General features: G+C 74.3%; 16 protein-coding genes and 1 pseudogene. 10 read left to right on the forward strand and 7 right to left on the reverse strand.

Features of this window, described 5'->3' with window-relative positions:
* Positions 1-70 precede the first annotated feature (70 nt).
* The 7 genes and pseudogenes from OG730_RS31335 (at position 71) to OG730_RS31365 (ending at position 7,556) form a co-directional block, all read left to right on the forward strand.
* Positions 71-1,078: a hypothetical protein gene (locus OG730_RS31335; protein ID WP_327307376.1), complete on the forward strand. Its 1,008-nt coding sequence runs from the start codon at positions 71-73 to the stop codon at positions 1,076-1,078.
* A gap of 40 nt (positions 1,079-1,118) precedes the next feature.
* A pseudogene (locus tag OG730_RS31340) lies at positions 1,119-2,506 on the forward strand (histidine kinase).
* A 350-nt stretch (positions 2,507-2,856) separates the two neighbouring features.
* Entirely contained in the window at positions 2,857-3,510 is a 654-nt protein-coding gene (locus OG730_RS31345) for a response regulator transcription factor (protein ID WP_327309501.1), read from the forward strand.
* A gap of 62 nt (positions 3,511-3,572) precedes the next feature.
* Positions 3,573-5,027, forward strand: a complete 1,455-nt coding sequence (locus OG730_RS31350; RefSeq protein WP_327307377.1) for a peptidoglycan D,D-transpeptidase FtsI family protein — start codon at positions 3,573-3,575, stop codon at positions 5,025-5,027.
* A 51-nt stretch (positions 5,028-5,078) separates the two neighbouring features.
* Entirely contained in the window at positions 5,079-5,645 is a 567-nt protein-coding gene (locus tag OG730_RS31355; RefSeq protein ID WP_327307378.1) for a GNAT family N-acetyltransferase, read from the forward strand.
* A gap of 58 nt (positions 5,646-5,703) precedes the next feature.
* Positions 5,704-6,414, forward strand: a complete 711-nt coding sequence (locus tag OG730_RS31360; RefSeq protein ID WP_327307379.1) for a DsbA family oxidoreductase — start codon at positions 5,704-5,706, stop codon at positions 6,412-6,414.
* Positions 6,415-6,497: 83 nt separating this feature from the next.
* Entirely contained in the window at positions 6,498-7,556 is a 1,059-nt protein-coding gene (locus OG730_RS31365; RefSeq protein ID WP_327307380.1) for an aminotransferase class V-fold PLP-dependent enzyme, read from the forward strand.
* A 141-nt stretch (positions 7,557-7,697) separates the two neighbouring features.
* On the opposite strand, the gene OG730_RS31370 is transcribed toward OG730_RS31365, so the two are convergent.
* Positions 7,698-8,786: a pyridoxal-phosphate-dependent aminotransferase family protein gene (locus OG730_RS31370; RefSeq protein WP_327307381.1), complete on the reverse strand. Its 1,089-nt coding sequence runs from the start codon at positions 8,784-8,786 to the stop codon at positions 7,698-7,700.
* 150 nt (positions 8,787-8,936) lie between these two features.
* Between OG730_RS31370 and OG730_RS31375 the strand changes: the two genes are divergently transcribed.
* Both OG730_RS31375 and OG730_RS31380 read left to right on the forward strand, forming a co-directional pair.
* The gene (locus OG730_RS31375; protein ID WP_327307382.1) at positions 8,937-10,052 is read left to right on the forward strand and encodes an amidohydrolase family protein; all 1,116 of its coding nucleotides are present in this window, start codon (positions 8,937-8,939) and stop codon (positions 10,050-10,052) included.
* Between the two features lie 305 nt (positions 10,053-10,357).
* Positions 10,358-11,281, forward strand: coding sequence for an SCO1860 family LAETG-anchored protein (locus OG730_RS31380; RefSeq protein WP_327307383.1), 924 nt, complete (start codon positions 10,358-10,360; stop codon positions 11,279-11,281).
* 3 nt (positions 11,282-11,284) lie between these two features.
* Here OG730_RS31380 and OG730_RS31385 read toward each other — a convergent pair whose 3' ends face one another.
* The 3 genes from OG730_RS31385 to OG730_RS31395 form a co-directional block, all read right to left on the reverse strand.
* Positions 11,285-12,505, reverse strand: a complete 1,221-nt coding sequence (locus OG730_RS31385) for a CapA family protein (protein ID WP_327307384.1) — start codon at positions 12,503-12,505, stop codon at positions 11,285-11,287.
* Between the two features lie 149 nt (positions 12,506-12,654).
* On the reverse strand, positions 12,655-14,079 hold the full coding sequence (gene cobC / locus OG730_RS31390; protein ID WP_327307385.1) for an Rv2231c family histidinol phosphate aminotransferase CobC: 1,425 nt from the start codon (positions 14,077-14,079) through the stop codon (positions 12,655-12,657).
* Positions 14,076-14,243 (reverse strand): hypothetical protein, encoded by a 168-nt coding sequence (locus OG730_RS31395; protein WP_327307386.1) that lies wholly within the window; start codon positions 14,241-14,243, stop codon positions 14,076-14,078. Before OG730_RS31395 ends, cobC begins: the two co-directional genes overlap by 4 nt.
* Between OG730_RS31395 and OG730_RS31400 the strand changes: the two genes are divergently transcribed.
* Entirely contained in the window at positions 14,244-14,990 is a 747-nt protein-coding gene (locus OG730_RS31400; protein WP_327307387.1) for a ZIP family metal transporter, read from the forward strand. It begins immediately after the preceding gene.
* Between the two features lie 29 nt (positions 14,991-15,019).
* Here the strand turns inward: OG730_RS31400 and OG730_RS31405 are convergent, their stop codons facing one another.
* The 3 genes from OG730_RS31405 to OG730_RS31415 are packed head-to-tail and all read right to left on the reverse strand — an operon-like array spanning position 15,020 to position 19,250.
* On the reverse strand, positions 15,020-16,537 hold the full coding sequence (locus tag OG730_RS31405; protein ID WP_327307388.1) for a cobyrinic acid a,c-diamide synthase CobB: 1,518 nt from the start codon (positions 16,535-16,537) through the stop codon (positions 15,020-15,022).
* Positions 16,531-17,130, reverse strand: a complete 600-nt coding sequence (gene cobO / locus OG730_RS31410; RefSeq protein WP_327307389.1) for a cob(I)yrinic acid a,c-diamide adenosyltransferase — start codon at positions 17,128-17,130, stop codon at positions 16,531-16,533. The genes OG730_RS31405 and cobO overlap by 7 nt, the downstream gene beginning before the upstream one ends.
* Positions 17,130-19,250, reverse strand: coding sequence for a putative cobaltochelatase (locus OG730_RS31415; protein ID WP_327307390.1), 2,121 nt, complete (start codon positions 19,248-19,250; stop codon positions 17,130-17,132). The genes cobO and OG730_RS31415 overlap by 1 nt, the downstream gene beginning before the upstream one ends.
* Between the last annotated feature and the right edge of the window lie 63 nt (positions 19,251-19,313).

Here is a 19,313-nt window from a genome sequence, read left to right on the forward strand (position 1 = left end):
CCCCGGGCGGGGGAGGCGGTTCCCCTTCAAGGGGGAGGTGGCGGGGGCGCGGACGCGGGACCGTTGAGCCATGACCACACGAGCCGTTCAGACGTCGCGACCGACCGGCGGAGCGCAGCCGCCGGCCACCCGGCCGGGGGCCGGGCACCGTTTCCTGCGGGCGGCGGCCATCGTCGCCACCGTGCCCTATCTGACGCTGAAGACCGCCTGGCTGGCCGGGAGCCACCTCGGGATACCGGACGGCAGCGTGCTCCTGGAGCCGGGCAGCGCGTTCTTCACCGTGCTCAACGCCCTGTCGCTGGTCATGGACTCCAGCGTGGTGCTGCTCGTCCTGCTGCTCACCCGGCCCTGGGGGATGCGCGTGCCGTCCTGGCTGCTGCTCTCCCCCGTCTTCATCGCGACCGGACTGCTGACACCGATCGTCCTGGGCTTCCCCGGCCAGCTCCTCCTGCGGGCGGTGGGACTGGGGCCGGACGAGGTCGAGCGGGAGGCCCAGCCGCCCTTCCTCGATCCATGGGTCTTCAACGTGGTCTACCCGGGCTTCATCATCCAGGCCATAGCCCTGGCCGGGCTGTTCGTGCCCTATGCGCGAGAGCGCTGGGGCCGGCGCTGGCAGGGCCTCCTCGGGCCGCGGCTCCCGTCACCCACGGGGGTGGTGGCGGGAGCCGCGGCGGCGGTGGCCGCGGTGGTGGCGGCGGTGGTGGCGGCGGTCCACCTGTACTGGGCCTTCGGCGGGACGGCCGGGCACAACGCGGACCAGATCGCGCAGTACTCCTCCGATGCGGGCGCGGTCTCCTTCGTCCACGCGATATGCGCGCTGACCGCCGCGGTGGGGGCGGTCCTGCTCGCCAAGGGCGGTGACCGGCGGGCGTGGTGGCCGCTGGTCATAGCGTGGACCGGGTCGGCGGCGACCCTGTGCTGGGGCATGTGGATGATGACCGCGGTGCTGGGCGGGGACCCCGGCCCGGGCGAAGGGACGACCGCCGCGACCTACTTGACCTACGCTGGCCAGATGATCGTCGGACTCCTCGCGGTCAGTGTCATGGCGCGGTTCCTCGCCACGCGCAAGGCTGCCTGAAGGAGACGGCGTGCAGCGGCTGTTGGGGGCGCGGGCCAGGATGCGCTGGCTCCACCTGGTCCTCGGTGGGGCCCTGTTGATGCCGTACTTCCTCCTCACGGAGGTGGTGGTCGGTGTCCTCGCGGGCGGGAGCAACGCACGCGAGTCCCTCCCGCTCAGCCTCGCCGCCTACGGAGCCGCCCTGCCGCTCATCGCCGCGACCGGGCTGTCCGGACTGGTCCGGCCGATGTCGGTGGCCGCCGCGCGCGCCCTGTGCGGGGTGCCGGGGGAGCGGTTCGCCGAGGGGAGAGCCCGGAGCTGGGCGGCCCGGGTGCGGTCCTCGGCCTGGTGGACCCTGCACTTGGGGGTCGGAGCCCTGGTCAGCGGGCTGAGTCTGGCGGTACCGCCCATGGCGGGGGTGCTGCTCGCCCTGCCGTTCGTGAGCGCGCTGCGGGAATTCCCGGTCAGGCTCGGCTGGTTCGACGCGCGGGCCCAGCCGTACGTGGCCCCCCTGCTCGGGATCGGGCTGCTGGCCGGGCTCGTCCTGTGCGCCGCCGGGGCGGGGGCGCTGCTGGCACGGCTGGCGCCGGTCCTGCTCGGGCCGACGGCGGCGGACCGGCTGGCGGCCGCCGAGGAGCGCGCCGCCGACCTGGCGGTCCGCAACCGGCTGGCCCGGAGCTGCACGACGCCGTCGGACACGCCCTGAGCGCGGTCACCCTCCAGGCGAGCGCCGCCCGGCGGGTGCTCGACAGCGACCCCGGCTTCGTCCGGGAGGCGCTGGCCGCGATCGAGGACACCACCCGGCGCACGGTGGGGGAGCTTGACGCGGTCCTCGGCCTGCTGCGCGAGGGCGACGCGGCGGGCGCCGGGGTCGGCGCGCTGCCCGCCGCCCCGACCCTCGCCGCCGACCTCGACGGGCTGCTGTCCCGCAGCCGGGCCTCCGGGACCCCGATCACCGCCCGCCAGGACCCGGGACCCTCCGGGGACTGGGGGAGCCTTCCGGCGATCGCCTCCCGGGAGGCGTACCGGATCGTGCAGGAGGGACTGAGCAACGCACTGCGGCACGGGACGGGCCCGGTCGATCTGCGGATCCTCGTACGGGTGAGGGGGGAGGAAGGCGGACCGGGCGACCAGGGCGACCAGAGGGAGCCCGGTGGGCAGGGGGCGCCCGGCGGGCGCCGGAAACCGGGTCGGCGCGCGGAGCCCGGTGGGCACGGGGAACCGGGTCGGCGTGGGGAACGCGGTGGATACGAGGAACTGGAGATCACCATGACGAACGATCCGGCGGTGGCGGCCGAGGCCAGTCCGCGGGCCCGCACCACCGGGGGCCGGGGGCTGCAAGGTGCCGCCGAGCGGGCCGCGCTGCTAGGCGGACGGGTCGAGGCCGGTCCGCACGAGGGCCGATGGCGGCTGCGGGCCGTCCTCCCGCTCGGCGAGGGCCCCCGATGAGGCCGCCCGAGCCACAGACACCGCCCACGGACCCGCCGACGGCTGAGCCACCGACCGCGACTCCGGAGGTGGCCGTACCCACGCCCGCGGCGGCGGCCCCGCAGTCGACCGCGCGGACAGCCCCGCCGGCAGCTGAGCCGCCGGCCCCGAATGCCGAGGTGGCCGCACCCGGGACCCGGGAGGCGACTCCGCCCACGTCCGCGACTCCGCCTCCGCCCGTTGCCCCCGCTCCGGCCCCGGCCTCGGCCCCGGCCCCCGCTCCGGCCCCGGCCTCGGTCCCGGTTCTGCCCGTGGCTCCGGCTGTGGCTTCGGCCGGCGTAGTGGTCGCGGCCGGGTCGGCTCGGGCGGTGTTGCGGGTGGTCGTGGCCGATGACGAGCGGATGGTTCGTACCGCTCTGCGGGTCATCCTCGACGCCGAGCCCGATCTGGAGGTCGTCGGGGAGGCGGCCACCGGGGCCGAGGCCGTGGCCGTGGTCCGGGCGCTCGCCCCGGACGTGGTGCTGATGGACGTGCGGATGCCGGAGATCGACGGGATCCGGGCCACCGAGCGGATCCTCGCCACCATGGCCGAGCCGCCCCGGGTCGTGGTGGTCACCACCTTCGAGAACGACGCCTACGTGTACGACGCGCTGCGCGCGGGGGCCTGCGGGTTCCTCCTCAAGAGGGCCGACCCCGACGAGCTGACCGCCGCGGTCCGGCTCGTGGCGCGCGGGGACTCGCTGCTCTTCCCCGCCGCCGTCCGTTCCCTGGCCGCCGCCCACACCCCGCCGGGGGCCGGGCCGGCCGCCGCACCCTGGGTCGCCCGGCTCACGGACCGGGAGGCCGACGTGCTGCGCCTGATGGCCGCCGGGCTCTCCAACCACGAGGTGAGCGAGCGGCTCGGAGTCGGCCCGCAGACGGTCAAGACGCACGTGGCCGCGGTGCTGGCCAAGACCGGCTCCCGGGACCGGACCCAGGCGGTCATCGCGGCGTACGAGGGAGGCTTCCTCATGAAGAAAGGCTGAGAACTCCGCCACAATCGGGGCAGAGCGGAACGCCCGGGACGGCTGGGGCGTCCTTCTGGGGGATGAACAAGACGATCAGGCGTGCGTCGGTCTTCTGTCTGCTTCTGGTGCTGGCCCTTTTGGTGCGGGTCACCTGGGTGCAGGCGTACCAAGGCCGGGCCCTCGCAGACGACAAGAACAACCGGCGCAACCTCATCGGGCAGTACGAGAACCCGTTGGGGAACATCATCGTGGGCGGGGAGGCGATCACCGGCTCCAAGGACACGGGCGGCAAGGACTTCAGGTACAAGCGGACCTACACCGACGGACCGCTGTACGCGCCGATCACCGGCTACAGCTCCCAGGCCTTCGGGTCGAGCATGCTGGAGGGCGTCTACAAGGACATCCTCAACGGGTCCGACAACCGGCTCAAGACGATCATGGACACGCTCACCGGCAAGCGGGCGGCCCCGGGCAACGTACTGACCACGATCGACAAGGACGTCCAGAAGGCGGGCTGGGACGCGCTCCAGGGCAAGCAGGGCTCGGCCGTGGCCCTCGACCCGGCGACGGGCGAGATCCTGGCCGTCGTGAACAACCCCTCCTTCGACCCGGGCAGCATCGCCGGCGCCGGCGCCGCGGAGCAGAAGGCGTGGGAGGCGCTCGGAGCCGACCAGGGCAAGGCCATGGAGAACACGGCCCTGCGCAAGCCGCAGGCGCCCGGATCCACCTTCAAGCTGGTCACCCTGGCGGCGGCCATCGAGAACGGCCTGATCACGAGCATCGACACACCGACCTCGGTTCCCGGCGACTACACGATCCCCGGGACGAGGACCAAGCTGCGCAGCGAGGTGGACGACTCGCTCTGCAACAACGCGACCCCCCGCAACGCGCTGAAGCTCTCCTGCAACAACGTCTTCGCCGACCTCGCCCACAAGCTCGGCCAGGACAAGATGCGTGCCATGGCGGAGAAGCTCGGCTTCAACGTGGTGCAGAAGCTCCCGGTCTGGACCGACCCGAGCAGCAAGTACCCGAAGAAGAAGATGTCGGTCGACCAGGTCGCGCAGACCGGTATCGGCCAGTTCGACGTCCAGGCCACCCCGCTCCAGATGGCGATGGTGACGGCCGCGATCGAGAACGGCGGCAAGCTGGTCTCCCCGCACGAGGTCTCCGAGGTCACCGACTCCAACGGCAACGTGCTGGAGAGCTTCAAGAACCCGAAGTCCACGCAGGTCATGAGCGAGAAGACCGCGTCGATGGTCCGGGACGCCATGAAGACGGTCGCCACCGAGGGTGGCGGCAAGAACGTCCAGATCCCGGGCGTCGAGTCGGGAGCCAAGACCGGTACCGCCCAGCGCGGCGTGAACAACAGCCTGCCGCCGCTCGCCTGGTACACCACGTACGGAAAGGCGAACGGCAAGCAGATCGCGGTCGCCGTCGTGGTCGAGAACTCGGACACGGACCGCTCCGAGATCGGCGGCGGCAAGCTCGCCGCGCCCATCGCGCAGAAGATGATGAAGGCCTGGCTGAAGAAGTAGCCCGTAGGACGCGCCGGGAACCGACGGGATTCCCGGCGCGTTCTCCTTCCCATGATCCGGACCGCGCAGCCCGAAGACCTCGACGCCATCGCCGCCCTCCACACCCGGGCCCGCGCCACCTACTACCGGGGCCGGATACCCGAGGAGGCCTACGGCGGCGCCGCCGAACTGGCGCGCACCCGGGAGGGCTGGTCCCGGGCGGTGGCCCGGGCCGCGGCCGACGGCGGGGTGCTCTGCGCCGAGAGCGGCGGCAAGCTCACCGGGGTGGCGGCCTTCCGCACCGCCGAATGCGAGACCACCCTCACGCAGCTCCACGTGGACCCCGTCCACTGGCGCCGCGGCACCGGGGCGGCCCTGCACGCCGCCTGCCTCGACGCCTGGCGCCGGGCCGGCGTGCGCAGGGTCCGCCTGGAGGTCTTCGAGCACAACCTCCGCGCCCAGGCCTTCTACGCCGCCCACGGCTGGCTCCCGGATCCCGCCGGAGCCCGTGTCGCCGGTTCCCACCGCATCCTGTGGCTCACGGTGCGGCACGGTCTCGCCGGGGAGGACCGGCTCACGGCGCAGGACCGGCTCACGGCGCAGGACCGGCTCACGGTGGCCGAGCCGTCCTGGGAATGAGACGCGGGGCCGGATGGTTTAACACGGAACAGTTGATTCCGTGGAGGGAAGAAGGAACATGCGCGTCGAGATCTGGAGCGACATCGCCTGCCCGTGGTGCTACATCGGCAAGGCCCGGTTCGCCGAGGGGCTGGCCGGCTTCGCACACCGCGAGGAGGTCGAGGTGGTCTACCGCTCCTTCGAGCTCGACCCGAACGGCCCCAAGGGCGAGGTGGCTCCCGTCGTGGAGATGCTGGCCAAGAAGTACGGCCGCACCCTGGACGAGGCCCGCGGCATGGAGGAGCACGTCGCCGCGAGCGCCCGCGCCGAGGGGCTGACGTACCGCACCGAGGGCCGTGACCACGGCAACACCTTCGACATCCACCGCCTGCTCCACCTGGCCGCCGCCCGCGGCCGCCAGGAGGAACTGCTCGACCTCGCCTACCGCGCCAACTTCGGCGAGGAGCGCTCCGTCTTCGACCCCGAGGTTTTGCTGGCGCTCGCGGTTGAGGCCGGACTGGACGGGGCCGAGGCCCGCGCGGTGCTGGCCGACGAGTCCGCGTACGCCGCCGAGGTGCGGGCCGACGAGCGCGAGGCGGCCGAACTGGGCGCCAACGCCGTGCCGTTCTTCGTGATCGACCGCCGCTTCGGGATCTCCGGGGGACAGCCCGCCGAGGTGTTCGCGCGGGCGCTGGAGCAGGCCTGGGCCGGTCGCGAGGTCCTCGTGACCGCCGCCCCCGAGGGTGAGGTGTGCGAGCCCGACGGAGCGTGCGCGGTGCCGCGCCCGTAAGGCCTTGCCATAAGTAGTCCTTTGGTGTGGTGCGGGAAACCAGGCAATGGACTTTGGGTTGGTCCTGGCGCAGAGTGAAGGTCATGGACCTCTTTGCGCCCGGGACCGTCCGCGACGAGTTCGCGCACTCCCTCACCTATCTCAACACCGCCAACTACGGGACCCTCCCGCGGGCCGCCGTCGCCGAGGTGCGGCGGCTCGCGGAGGCGGCGGGGGCCGGACTCCCTGAGGGCTTCGGGGACTTCGGCCGTGTGGAACGGGTCCGGGAGGCGTTCGCCCGCCTCGTCGGGGTCCCCGCGGACCGCGTGGCGCTCGGCTCGGCCGTCTCCACCCATGTCGGCCTGGTCTCCGCCTCCGTCCCGTCCGGATCCGAAGTCCTCTGTCCGGAGGGCGAGTTCGCCTCCGTCATCAACCCCTTCGTGGTGCGCGACGACCTCAAGGTCCGCTTCGCCCCGCTGGAGTCCCTCGCCGAAGCCGTCGGCCCGGACACCGCACTGGTCGCGCTGAGCGCCGTACAGTCCGCCGACGGGCGCGTCGCGGACCTCGCGGCCGTCCGCGCGGCGACCACCGCGCACGGGGCGCGGATGCTGGTCGACGCCTCACAGGCGGCGGGCTGGCTGCCCTTCGACGCGAGCCCCTACGACTACACGGTCACCGCCGGGTACAAGTGGCTGCTCGCCTCGCGCGGGGTCTCCTACCTCACGGTCTCGCAGGAGGCCCAGGACGCCGTGACCCCGGTGCACGCGGGCTGGGTGGCGCTCGCCGACATGTGGGACGCCATCTACGGCCCGCTGCGGGAACTGGCCCACGGAGCCCGGCGCTTCGACGAGTCCCCGGCCTTCCTGGCCTACCACGCCGCCGAGCCCTCGCTGGCCCTGCTGGAGCGGATCGGGATCGACGCCGTCCACGCCCACGACACCGCCCTGGCCGCCCGCTACCGCGCCGGCCTCGCCCGCCTGGGCCACGAGCCCGTCCCGGGCGGGTCCCCGATCGTCTCGGTGCCGGGGCTGGCCGACCGTCAGGGCGCCCTGCTCGCCGCGGGCGTCTCCACGTCAGCTCGCGCGGGAACCTTGCGGGCCTCCTTCCACCTCTACAACACCGAGGCGGACGTGGACCGGCTGCTGAACCTCCTGGAGGGCTGATTCGGAAGGGCTGGCTCAGGAGGGCTGACTGAGGAGGACCGATCCCGGGCTGCCTGCCCGCCTGCCCGCCTGCCCGCCTGCCCGCCTGCCCGCCTGCCCGCCTGCCCGCCTGTCCGCCTGCCCGCCTGTCCGCCTGCCCGCTCAGGCGGAGGGCAGGGGCGCCGACCACGCCGAGCCCGCCGCCGCGAGCGCCCCGGCCGGATCCACCGACAGGGCCCCGGCCAGAGCCGTCAGGCAGGCCCCGACGGTGTCCGGCGAGGCCGCCGCACCGTAGTGGTTGACCCGGACCATCTCCCGGGCCAGCGCGCCGCCGCCCGCCGCGAGGGGAGCCGCCGGATCCACCGCGAGGGCCTTCGCCACCACCAGCGAGGCCTCCGGGACACGGAGGGTGGTGGCCACCGGGGCCGCGGCCTCGTCCCGGCCGACGTACGGGGCGAGGCCCAGCGCCACGGCGCCCGCGCGGGTCGCCGCCGCCGCGGCCGCGTGGCGGGCCGTCACCGAGGCCAGGCCCTCGGCCGCGATCCGGTCGAGGCAGGCCTCCAGCGCCAGCATCTCCAGCTGCGCCGGCGCGTGCGGCAGCGCCGTGCGCCCGCCGTCGATCCAGCGCTCCTTCCAGTCCAGCAGGGAGAGGTACGAGCGGCGGGGCGCCGAGGCGTTCTCCGCGAAGCGGGCCCACGCCCGCTCGGAGACCGACACCGCCGAGACGCCGGCCGGTCCGCCCATCGCCTTCTGCGCGCCGATCACGCACAGGTCCACGCCCCAGGCGTCCGGCAACAGCGGCTCCGCGCCCACCGAGGCCACCGCGTCCAGCATGAACAGCGCCCCGTGGGCCCGTACGGCCTCGCCGATCTCCGCCACCGGGTTGGTGTTGCCGGTGGCCGCTTCCGCGTGGACCAGGGAGACGAAGTCGATCTCCGGGTGCTCCGACAGGGCCCGGTCCACCTGGGCGGCGGACACCGCGGTGTCGAAGGGGACCTCCAGGTCCACGACGCGCGCCCCGCAGTCGCGCAGCCAGTTGCCGAAGGTGGTTCCGTAGGGGCCGGTCACCACGTTCAGCGCGGTCGAGCCGGGCCGGGCGCCCGACCGGATGCACCCCTCCAGCGGCAGCAGCGCCTCGCCCTGGGTGATCACCACGTCGGCCCGGGTCCCGAGCAGCTCCGCGACCCCCCGCTCGATCGACGCGAAGCGCGCGGCGGTCAGGGGCGGAAGGTCCAGGAGGGGGTGGGTCACGGCGCCGCTCTCTTCGTTCTCTCGGGTCGGGTGGTTCATCCGGACAAGTCCGAACCGGTCTGGCCGGTCTGGCCGGTCTGGCCGGTCTGGCCGGTCTGGCCGGTCTGGCCGGTCTGGAGAGCCTACCGAGCCCCCACATAGAGTGCCGCCATGAGCGACGAGGTCAACGCAGACAGCGCACGGTCGGGTCCGCTGCACGTGAAGGGGCGGGTGCTGGTCGGGCCCGAGGAGGTCCGCGACGAGCTCTGGGTCGTCGGCGGCCGGATCTCCTACGAGCGCCCGCGCGGCGCCCGGGAGGTCACCGAGGTCACCGGGTGGGTGCTGCCCGGTCTGGTGGACGCGCACTGCCACGTGGGGCTCGACGCCCACGGGCCGGTGGACGCCGACACCGCCGAACGGCAGGCCCTGACCGACCGGGACGCGGGCACCCTCCTCATCCGCGATGCCGGGTCCCCGTCCGACACCCGCTGGATCGACGGCCGCGAGGACCTGCCGAAGATCATCCGGGCCGGCCGGCACATCGCCCGCACCCGCCGCTACATCCGCAACTTCGCCCACGAGATCGAGCCCGCCGACCTCGTCGAGTACGTGGGCCGCGAGGCGCGGCGCGGCGACGGCTGGGTCAAGCTGGTGGGGGACTGGATCGACCGCGAGGCCGGGGACCTGACCGCCTGCTGGCCGCGCGCCGAGGTGGAGGCGGCCATCGCCGAGGCCCACCGCCTCGGGGCGCGGGTCACCGCGCACTGCTTCGCCGAGGACTCCCTGCGGGACCTGGTCGAGGCGGGCATCGACTGCGTCGAGCACGCCACGGGGCTCACCGAGGACACCATCCCGCTGTTCGCGGAGCGCGGGGTGGCCATCGTCCCGACCCTCGTGAACATCGCGACCTTCCCGAAGATGGCGGCGGGCGGCGAGGCCAAGTTCCCGCGGTGGTCCGCGCACATGCGCAGGCTGCACGAGCGGCGCTACGACACCGTCCGCGCCGCCTACGACGCGGGCATCGGGGTCTACGTCGGCACGGACGCGGGGGGTTCCCTCCCGCACGGCCTGGTCGCGGCCGAGGTGGGAGAGCTCGTCAAGGCCGGGATCCCGCCGCTGCGGGCCCTCTCGGCGACGGCCTGGGGCGCGCGCGAGTGGCTCGGCAGGCCCGGCCTGACCGAGGGCGCACCGGCCGACCTCGTGGTCTACGAGGCCGATCCGCGGGCCGACGTGCGGGCGCTGGCGCAGCCGCTGCGGGTGGTGGTGAACGGGACGGTGGTGGCCTGAGGGCGCGGGCGTACTGGAGTTGACGGGGCGTTACGTCGGCGGCGGCGCGGTCGTTGTGTACGCCCGACACGGGTCCGGCACGGGTCCGGGCGGCCGGGATTCCCGGGATGGGAGGGAACTCCCGTTCCGGGTGGGGCGCATGTAATCGAACCTATGCCTGGAAACCACCCTTTGGGGTGAACTCACGCCGGGTTCACCCCCGTTCACTCTCAGTGCGTAAAGATTCCGGGGTCGAGGCCGTCGGCGCGCGCAATGTCCCCCATTGGCGCCGCGACGGCTCCCATCTCCCTGGGGGTTCCACCACCTTGAACAGCAACACCTTCCGCATGCCCGTGGCCGCGCTCGTCGCCACGGGAGCGGTCGCCCTGCTCGCCGCACCGCCCGCCTTCGCCACCGGCTCCGCCCCTTCCACCGGATCCCACCCGGCCGGGGGCAAGGCCAGCGCCGTCGTCCTGCGCACCACGCTGGACGTGGGCCTGCTCAACAAGACCGTGCACATCCCGCTGAACGCGACCCTCAACGAGGTCAGCGCCCCGGCGGACGCCGCGAAGACGGCGCTGACCGTCACCCTCGACGGGGTCGATGGCGGAGCGCCGGTCAGCGTCCTGCGCGCCGACGTCGCCACCTCCAAGGCCACCGTCGACGCCCGCCGCGCCGCGGCGGAGGCGAACCTCGCCAAGGCCCGGATCCACGTACCGGGTCTGCCCCTGCTGTCCGTGATCGAGCTGGAGAAGGTCACCTCCAAGGCCGTCTGCGCGGCGGGCGAGAAGCCGGTCGCGAACTCCAACGTGCTGGGCGCCGTGACCGTCCTGGGCAAGAAGGTCACCCTCTCGGCGGGCGGCCCCACCAAGGTGGAGGTCCCCGGCGTCGGCCTGGTGGCCCTGGAGCTCTCCACGGCCAGGACCACCTCCACCACGGCCGCCGCGACCGCGCTGCGCCTCAAGGTGTCGGTGAACCCGCTCAAGCTGAACGTCGCCGAGGTCGAGGGCGAGATCGTGCTCGCCGAGGCCCGCTGTGAGTCCCCGGCCGCCCCCGCCCCCAGCCCCAGTCCGTCGAAGCTGCCCGACGTCAAGCCCCAGACGGCCACCACGGGCGGCACCGGGACCCAGGCCGACCTCGCCGAGACCGGAGGCGGCTCGCTCACCCCGTACGTGACCGGCGGTGCGCTGCTCCTGCTCGGCTTCGGCGCCGCCGCGCTGGTCGTGACCCGGCGCGGCAGGGCCTCGTAGGCCCTACTTCGTCGCGCGCGTCAGCCCCTGCGCCGCGGCGCCCCGTGACATGACGGCCTTCGTCACCTCGCGGTCGGCCGCGGCGTACGCGCTGTCGGCGGAGGTGGTGGCGGCCTCGCAGGAGGTGCAGACGACGCGGAACGGCGGCCGCATGTCCGAGAACTGCGTGAGGTACTCGGCCTTCACCACCTCCCAGCGGCCCGGTCGGCCGGCCGCCGGGGCGAAGGTGAAGCGGGGGACCGAGGACATGTTGCCGCGGGCCTTGTCGGCCTCGTAGAAGCTCGCCACCTGGTCGCCCATGCCGTACACCACCCAGGTGCCGTTGACCTTCTCGTACGGCTGCGGCACGTGGTTGTGGGTGCCGAGGATCAGGTCGATGTCGGGGAGGCCGTCCGCCGCGCGCGAGGCGGTCAGCGTCCGGGCCAGCTCCAACTGCTGCTTGTCCGGGGCCGTCTGCCACTCGGAGCCCCAGTGGACGCTGAGGACGACGACGTTCGCGCCGGCCGCGCGCGCGGCGCGGGCGTCGGCGATGATCCGCGCCGGGTCGATCAGGTTCACGGCCCAGGGCTTGTCCGCGGGGAGCGGGATGTCGTTCGTCCCGTACGTGTAGTCCAGTTGCGCGACCTTGGCGCCGCCGGCCTCGAGCAGGGCCGGGGCCTTGGCCTCCGCGGGCCCGCGGGCCGAGCCGACGTGACGGATGCCGACGCGGTCGAGGTGGTCCAGAACGCGGACGAGGCCTTCGTACCCGTCGTCCAGGGTGTGGTTCGAGGCGGTCGAGCAACTGTCGTAGCCGGTGTCCTTGAGGGCGTCGGCCAGTTGGTGCGGTGCCTTGAACAGGGGGTATCCGGTGTAGGGGCCGCCGGGCCGGCCGTACGGTATCTCGTGGTGGCATATCGCCAGGTCGGCGGCGGAGACGATGGGCTTGACCCCGGCGAGTATCTTCCGGAAGTCGTGGCCGCCCTTCGCCGCGGAGTCGTCGGCGGCCCGCTGGATGATCGACGGGTACGGGATGATGTCGCCGGTGCCGACGAGGGTGAACGCCTTCCCGGCGGGCGGGGCCGGGGCCGTGGCTCCGGACGCGGCGCCCCGGCCGGGACTCGCGGTCGCCCCCGGCTTCGCCCCCAGCCGCTGCTTCGCCGCCGCGCCGCCGTCCTCGCCGGTCAGTTGGGTCACGCCGTAGACGGCGCCCCCCACCACGGCCAGCCCGGCCACGGCCGCACCCATCCTGCCGACTGTCTTCATCCCCGTACCCCCGTATCGCATGATCACCGCTTACGGAGATGGTCGCGCACCCGTGCGGGCCGTGCCACGCACGGTCGGCGCAAACGCGCCATTGGGGTGAGGTCCGCGCACGCCGGGCCCCACCCCCGTGGTCAGCGCGCCGCGAGGGCCACGTCGAGGGCCTGGAGGAGGCGGCCCGTCGTCGCACGGTCGCGGACCGCCAGCCGGAGCCAGGAGCGGTCCAGGCCGGGGAAGGTGTCGCCGCGGCGCACGGCGAAGCCCAGCGCGCGCAGCCGGGTGCGGATCCCCGCCGCGCCCTCGACCCGGATCAGCACGAACGGCCCCGCCGCCGCACCCGCCACCGAGATCTCCTCGAACTCCGCGAGCCCCGCGAGCAGATGCTCCCGGTCCACCTCGATCTGCCGGGCCGCGGCCTCCGCCTCGGCCAGCGCCGCGGGAGCCACGCAGGCCTCGGCCGCCACGAGCGCGGGCGTGGAGACCGGCCACAGCGGCTGCGCCGCCGCCAGCTTCGCGATCACCCCGGGCTCGGCCAGTACGTAGCCGATGCGCAGCCCCGCCAGCCCCCAGGTCTTGGTCAGGCTCCGCAGCACCACCAGGCCCGGTATGTCCGTACGCCCGGCCAGCGCCTCGCGTTCGCCGGGGACCGCGTCCATGAAGGCCTCGTCGACCACCAGGATCCGCCCGGGCCGGGCCAGCGCGGCCAGGGTCGCCGCCGGGTGCAGCACCGAGGTCGGGTTGGTCGGGTTCCCGACCACCACCAGGTCGGCCTCCTCCGGCACCGCCGCCGGGTCCAGCCGGAAACCGTCCGCGGCCCGCAGCACCACCCGCTCCACCCGGTGGCCCGCGTCGCGCAGGGCCGCCTCCGGCTCGGTGAACTGCGGATGCACCACCACGGGCCGTACGGCGCCCAGCGCCCGCGCGATCAGTACGAACGCCTCCGCGGCGCCCGCGGTCAGCAGCACCCGCTCGACCGGCAGCCCGTGGCGCAGGGCCACGGCCGCCCGGGCGGCGCGGCCGTCGGGGTACGCGGACAGGAGGTCGAGCGAAGCCGCGATCCGCTCCTTCAGCCACCGCGGCGGCGTGTGGGAGCGTACGTTCACCGCGAGATCGACCAGGTCCGCGCCGCCGTCCGCGACCTCCGCGTCCCCGTGGTGGCGCAGATCGTGCGTGTGGGCCGTGGCTACGGCGCAGGTCGCCGCCACCGACCGCCGTTTGGGTACGAGGAGTTCCCCGCCCCCGGCGAGCGCGGCGGCCTCCGCCACCGACGCGGTGCCTGCGGCCTCGCGGGCGGTGTCCGAGGGGTGCGGCACCGGGATAGCGGCCAGGCGCTCGGCGGGGTAGCTCAGCAGGGGCACGCCGAAACGTTCCGCCGCACCCGCGATCCCCGCCTCCAGGACCTTGCCCTCCACCGTGGCCAGGGCCGTCACCGAACCCGACGCCAGCCCGGCGCCGCGCAGGGTCTCCTCCACCAGCGCGCACACCTCCGCCACGGACACGCCCGCGCGGCCTCCGACCCCGACGACCAGTTGCGTCGCGTACTCGCCCAACAGGTTCACCCGTTCTCCGTCGTGGTGTGCGTGGTGCTGCTCATGGTGCCGCTCATGGTGCCGCTCGCCGTGCCGTTCGCCGACCCCGCGCACGGCGGCCGCGTCAACCCTCCGTGGTCCGCCACCCGGGCGCGGAAGTGCGCGCGCGGCGCGGAGTCGGTATGCAAGGTCACATGGCCGTGATCGTGGCGTTGGGTGCGTTCCTGATGACCCTGGCAGGCGGATGGACGGCGCAACGCGTCACCGACCGCCGCCACCTCGTGCTGGGCCTGGCCGGCGGGCTGATGCTCGGCGTCGTGGGCCTCGACCTGCTCCCGGAGGCCATGCACGCCGCCGGCGACGAACTCTTCGGGGTCCCGCTCGCCCTGCTGCTCTTCGTCGGCGGGTTCCTCGCCGCGCACTGCGTGGAACGCCTCCTGGCCGTCCGTCAGGCCTCCCACGGGGCCACGAACGGCGACGGGCACTCCGAGCACGGGCAGCGGGTCCCCCAGGTCGGCCTGACGGCGGCCGCCGCCATGGTCGGCCACAGCCTCGCCGACGGGGTGGCCCTCGGCGCCGCGTTCCAGGTCGGCGGGGGCATGGGCGTGGCCGTGGCGCTGGCCGTCATCACCCACGACTTCGCCGACGGGTTCAACACGTACACGCTCACCCGGCTGTACGGGAACGCCCGCCGCAAGGCCCTGCTCATGCTCTTCGCGGACGCGGCGGCCCCCGTCGTGGGCGCCGCGTCCACTCTGCTGTTCACCCTTCCGGAGGAACCGCTCGGGGCCTACCTCGGCTTCTTCGGCGGCGTCCTGCTGTACCTGGCCGCCGCCGAGATCCTGCCCGAGGCCCACCACAAGCACCCCGCGCTGTCCACCCTGATGTGCACCGTGGGCGGGGTGGCGGGGATCTGGCTGGTCGTGGGCCTGGCGGAGTGACGCGGCGGCCGGCCCCGGGCGTCCCGGGTTCACCGATGCGCTGCCGCGGCCTCGGCGAACCGCAGGGCCACGGAAGGCTCCGCCGCCCAGTGCGTGTGCAGGTAGCTGGCGTGCACCCCGTCGGCCACGAAGCCCTCGACCCGGCGTTCCGGATGCGTGAACCCCCACGCCGGTGCGCTGCCGGCGCCCGGCTCGATCACCGTCCGGTGGAACTCGTGCCCGCGCAGCCGGGTCCCGGCCGGTGCGAGGACGCTGTCGGAGACGGCCACCGCCTCGCGGTAGCCGAGCGTGAGCCGCTCCGACATCCGCGCGTCGGCGTCGAGCACCCCGCACATGGGCTTGCCGTCCAGCGAGCGGGCCAGGTACAGCAGCCCGGCGCACTCCGCGGCCACCGGGCCCCCGGCGGCGGCGAACGCGGCGACGGCCTCGCGGAGCGGCTCGTTGGCGGACAGCTCCGGGGCGTACACCTCGGGGAACCCGCCGCCGATCACCAGGCCGGTGGTGCGGGGCGGGAGCGCTTCGTCCCGCAGCGGGTCGAAGGTGACGACTTCCGCGCCCGCTGCGCGCAGCAGCTCCGAGTGCTCGGCGTACGAGAACGTGAAGGCGGCCCCTCCGGCGACGGCGATGACAGGTCCCCCACCCCGCCCCTTCCCGCTGTGCCGAATCGCGGCTTCGCCGCGGGCGGGCTCTGCCCGGACCCGGTCCTCAAACGCCGGACGGGCTGAAAGGTCCAGCCTCGCCGGCGTTTGAGGCGCGGGGTCTGGGGCGGAGCCCCAGTTTCGGGAAGGGGCGGGGTGGGGGAGAAGAGCTTCGTCCGGAGCCCAGGCTTCGCAGGCCAGCGGCGGGGCCGTGCGGGCCAAGGCCATCAGGGCCTCCAGGTCGCAGCCCTGGCGGACCTGCTCCGCCAGCGCGGCCACCGACGAGACCGCGTCAGCGCGCCGCTCGGCGACCGGTACCAGCCCCAGGTGCCGCGAGGGCGCGGCGACCTGCGGAGCCCGCCGCAGGACGCCGAGCACGGGCATCCCCGTCTCCTCCAGCGCCTCCCGCAGCATCACCTCGTGCCGGTCGGAGCCGACCTTGTTCAGGATCACGCCGCCGAGCCGCACCTGCGGGTCGAAGGAGGCGAAACCGTGCACCAGGGCCGCCACCGACCGCGACTGCGAGGACGCGTCGACGACCAGCACCACCGGCGCCCGGAGCAGCTTCGCGACCTGCGCCGTCGACGCCAGTTCGCCCCGCCCCGCGGCCCCGTCGTAGAGCCCCATCACGCCCTCGATGACGGCCAGATCGCATCCGGCCGCCCCGTGCGCGAACAGCGGGGCCACCAGTTCCGGCCCGCACATGAAGGCGTCGAGGTTCCGTCCCGGACGGCCCGTGGCCAGCGCGTGGTAGCCCGGGTCGATGTAGTCGGGACCGGCCTTGTGCGGGGACACGGCGAGGCCGCGCTCCGAGAAGGCCGCCATCAGGCCCGTCGCGACGGTGGTCTTGCCGCTGCCTGAGGAGGGCGCGGCGATGACCAGTCTCGGTATGTTGAGCGAGGTCACCACTCGATGCCCTTCTGGCCCTTCTGGCCGGCGTCCATCGGGTGCTTGACCTTGGTCATCTCGGTGACGAGGTCCGCGTACTCCACCAGCTTCTCCGGCGCGTTGCGCCCGGTGATCACCACGTGCTGGGTGCCGGGACGGGTCCGCAGCACCTCGATGACCTCGTCGACGTCGATCCAGCCCCAGTGCATCGGGTACGCGAACTCGTCCAGCACGTACAGCTTGTGCGTCTCGGCGGCCAGGTCGCGCTTGACCTGCTCCCAGCCCTCCTTGGCCGCCTGCTCGTTGTCGAGCTGCGCGTCGCGCTGGACCCAGGACCAGCCCTCGCCCATCTTGTGCCAGACGACGGAGCCGCCCTCGCCGGAGGCGCCGAGGACCTTCAGCGCGTTCTCCTCGCCGACCTTCCACTTCGCCGACTTGACGAACTGGAACACCCCGATCGGCCAGCCCTGGTTCCAGGCGCGCAGCGCCAGACCGAAGGCCGCCGTCGACTTGCCCTTGCCCGGCCCGGTGTGGACGAAGACGAGCGGGCGGTTGCGGCGCTGACGCGTCGTGAGTCCGTCGTCCGGAACGACGGACGGCTGTCCCTGCGGCATTACGCGGCCCTCCTGAGGGTCGGGGATGGGGTACGGACGCTTTTGCTGAGGCCGGCCTTCACGAGCCCGGCCAGGGAATCGGCCCGCAGCCCGTCGAGGGTGACGGCCGGGCCGCCCAGATCGGCGGCCAGTACGCCGGCCAGCCCCAGCCGGACCGGACCCGACTCGCAGTCCACGACCACGGAGGCGACCCCGCCGGCCGCCAGCAGCCGGGCGCTGCGCGCCGAGAGTTCGCGGGGGTCGCCGCCCACGGCGCCGGCCGAGGTGGCCCGCCCGTCGGTGACGACGACGAGCAGCGGGCGCCGGCTCGGGTCCCGCAGCCGTTCGATCCGCAGCACCTCGTGGGCCTTGAGCAGCCCGGCGCCGAGCGGGGTGCGCCCGCCGGTCGGCAGCTTCTCCAGCCGGGCCGCGGCGGCGTCGACGGAGGAGGTGGGAGGCAGGGCGAGCTCGGCCGAGGAGCCCCGGAAGGTGATCAGGCCGACCTTGTCCCGGCGCTGGTAGGCGTCGAGCAGCAGGGACAGCACCGCTCCCTTGACGGCGCTCATGCGCTGCCGGGCCGCCATGGAGCCGGAGGCGTCGACGAGGAACAGCACGAGGTTGCCCTCGCGGCCCTCCCTCGTCGCCTGCCGGAGGTCGTCCTTGCGGACGATCAGGCCGCGCCCGGTGCGCCCGCGCGCCTTCTGGTGCGGGGCGGCGGCGTGGACGGTCGCGGCCAGGTGCAGTTTGGTCAGCTGGCCCCGGGGACGCTGGGCGCCGGTGGTGCGGCCGTGCGCGGTGCGGGCGCGCGAACGGCGGCCCGACGCACCCTCGCCGAGGCCCGGCACGCTGAGCATCTTGGTGCGGAAGGGCTCGGCGGCCCGTACGGCCGCCTGCTCGGCGGGTCCGGAAGCCGGCTCGTTCTCGGGGGCGGAGGGCTGCGTCTCGGGCTCGGCCGGGGCCTGCGCCTCCGGCTCCGCCGCGGGCGCGTCGTCCGGTCCGGAGCCCTGCGGGGGTACGCCGCCCCCGCCGTCGGGGCCGTCGGAGCCGCCGCCGTCCGGGCCGCCGTCCTGCGGACCCTCGCCAGGCCCCTCCGGCTCCGGCTCCGGCTCCGGCTCGGGCTCCGGCTCGTCGTCCGGGAATCCGTCGAGGATCCGGTCCAGCTTCTCCTCGTCGAGACCCGGCGCGTCGAAGGGGTTGCGGCGGCGGCGGTGGGGGAGCGCCAGCAGGGCGGCCTGGCGCACGTCCTCCTTGCGCACCTCGGTCCGCCCGGCCCAGGCGGCGAGCGCGGTCGCGGTGCGGGCCATCACGATGTCGGCGCGCATGCCGTCGACCTCGAAACCGGCGCAGGTGGCGGCGATCTGAAGCAGCGAGGTGTCACCGAGGCGCACCTGCGGGAGCAGTGCCCGCGCGGCCACCACCCGGGCGCGGACCTCCGCCTCGTCCCCGGACCAGCGGCCCGCGAACCCCGCGGGGTCGTCCTCGTAGGCGAGCCTGCGGCGGACCACCTCCACCCGCTGGAGGGGCTCCCGGGAAGCGGCGACCTCGACGGTCAGCCCGAACCGGTCGAGCAGCTGCGGGCGGAGCTCGCCCTCCTCGGGGTTCATCGTGCCGACGAGGAGGAAGCGGGCGGCGTGCCGTACGGAGACGCCCTCGCGCTCCACGTAGGAGGCGCCCATCGCGGCGGCGTCGAGGAGCAGGTCGATGAGGTGGTCGTGGAGCAGGTTGACCTCGTCGACGTACAGGATCCCGCGGTGCGCGTCGGCCAGCAGGCCGGGCTCGAAGGCCTTCACGCCCTCGGAGAGGGCGCGTTCGATGTCGAGGGCGCCGACGAGCCGGTCCTCGGAGGCCCCGACGGGCAGCTCCACCATGCGGGCGGGCCGCGCGGCGGCCGGTCCCGCCTCGTGGGGGCCGTCGGGGCAGGCGGGGTCCGGGGCGGTGGGCGCGCAGCTGAACCGGCAGCCGGGCACCACGTCCACCTGCGGCAGCAGGGTGGACAGCGCGCGGACGGCCGTGGACTTGGCGGTCCCCTTCTCACCGCGCACGAGAACACCGCCGACCGCGGGGCTCACGGCGTTGAGCAGCAGCGCGAGGCGCAGGTCGCTCTGGCCGACCAGTGCGGTGAACGGGTAGGGCGTGCTCATGCGGTGGCCCCTTCTTGTATGTGGGTGCGTGTGCGTGTGCGCGTGTGGACGGCGGGGCCGGGC

The sequence above is a fragment of the Streptomyces sp. NBC_01298 genome (assembly GCF_035978755.1).
In the GTDB taxonomy this organism is placed as follows: domain Bacteria; phylum Actinomycetota; class Actinomycetes; order Streptomycetales; family Streptomycetaceae; genus Streptomyces.